This is a genomic window from Oceanobacillus luteolus (assembly GCF_042678205.1).
Taxonomy (GTDB): Bacteria; Bacillota; Bacilli; order Bacillales; family Amphibacillaceae; genus Oceanobacillus; species Oceanobacillus luteolus.
In genome coordinates this window covers 1-1115 of record NZ_JBHUDE010000070.1, presented here as the reverse complement: position 1 = coordinate 1115, position 1115 = coordinate 1, and the positions used below count along the sequence as shown (strand labels likewise).

At 33.3% G+C, this 1115-nt stretch carries 1 protein-coding gene; it reads left to right on the top strand.

Going from position 1 to position 1115, the window contains the following annotated elements:
* Positions 1-1115, top strand: a protein-coding gene (locus ACFSBH_RS12160) for an IS3 family transposase (RefSeq protein ID WP_379597750.1) whose coding sequence is annotated in 2 segments (ribosomal slippage) — positions 1-267 and positions 267-1115 — 1116 coding nt annotated over the 2 segments. Because the reading frame shifts where the segments join, the coding sequence is not laid out codon by codon here. This gene is flagged as partial in the annotation.

Sequence of the window (1115 nt, the reverse complement as noted above, 5' to 3'; positions counted from 1 at the left end):
TTGTAAAAGATAAAATGAGTGGTGAACTAACAAATAAAGAGATTATGGAAAAGTACGGCATTAAAAATGTTTCACAAATTAAAACATGGATGAAATGGTATAGAGAGAACCAAATTCACCGATTTGATCAACCAATAGGTAAACAGTATTCCTATGGTCATGGCCCTGAATGGAAAAGTGAAGAGGAAAAGAAAAATGCACAAATAGAACATTTACAGATGGAGAATGAGATTTTAAAAAAGTATTTAGAAGTGAAAAAGGAGTTGAGAAAGAAGTAGTTTTACGACTGGTGGATAAATTCCGAGAAAGATATACAGTAACGGCTATTTTATCTGCATTAGGAGTGGCGAGATCAACGTTTTATCGATGGACGAAAGAACCATTAAAGCCTATGACAGAAGCCGAGTTAGCCATTAAATCTCTTTGCCAAGAGAATAAATATCGTTATGGACATCGGAAAATAACTAAATTACTTAAAAAGAATTATAATATAAAATTACACCGAAATACTGTACAACGTATTATGCAAAAATTAAATTTGCAGTGTCGAGTTAAACCGAAACGAAGATGGAAATCACAAGGTGAGACGGTTATAATCGCACCCAACTTGCTTGAAAGAGACTTCACTGCATCGAAGCCAAACGAGAAGTGGGTTACAGATATTACTTATATACAATACGGTACCAGTACATTATATCTATCAACTATTCTGGATTTATATAATAACGAAATAGTTGCATATAAACTTTATGATCATCAGCAGACACCATTAGTCATTGACACACTAAAAGATGCTTTAGAATCAAGAGGAAATCCAAATGGAGTTATCATTCATTCTGATCAAGGAAGCGTGTATACATCTTATGCATATCAACATCTAGTCAAAGAAATGAATTTAGTTAGTAGCATGTCTAGGCGAGGAAACTGCTGGGATAATGCGGTTATTGAATCATTCCACTCTAATATTAAGTCTGAAGAGTTTCAGTATGTAAAACATAATTCATTATCACTTTACGAAGTTAGAAGTCGTGTAGATATATTTATGAAGCATTATAATGAAGAGCGTATTCAAGAAAAATTAGGCTACCAATCTCCAATAGAATTTCGTGGAATGG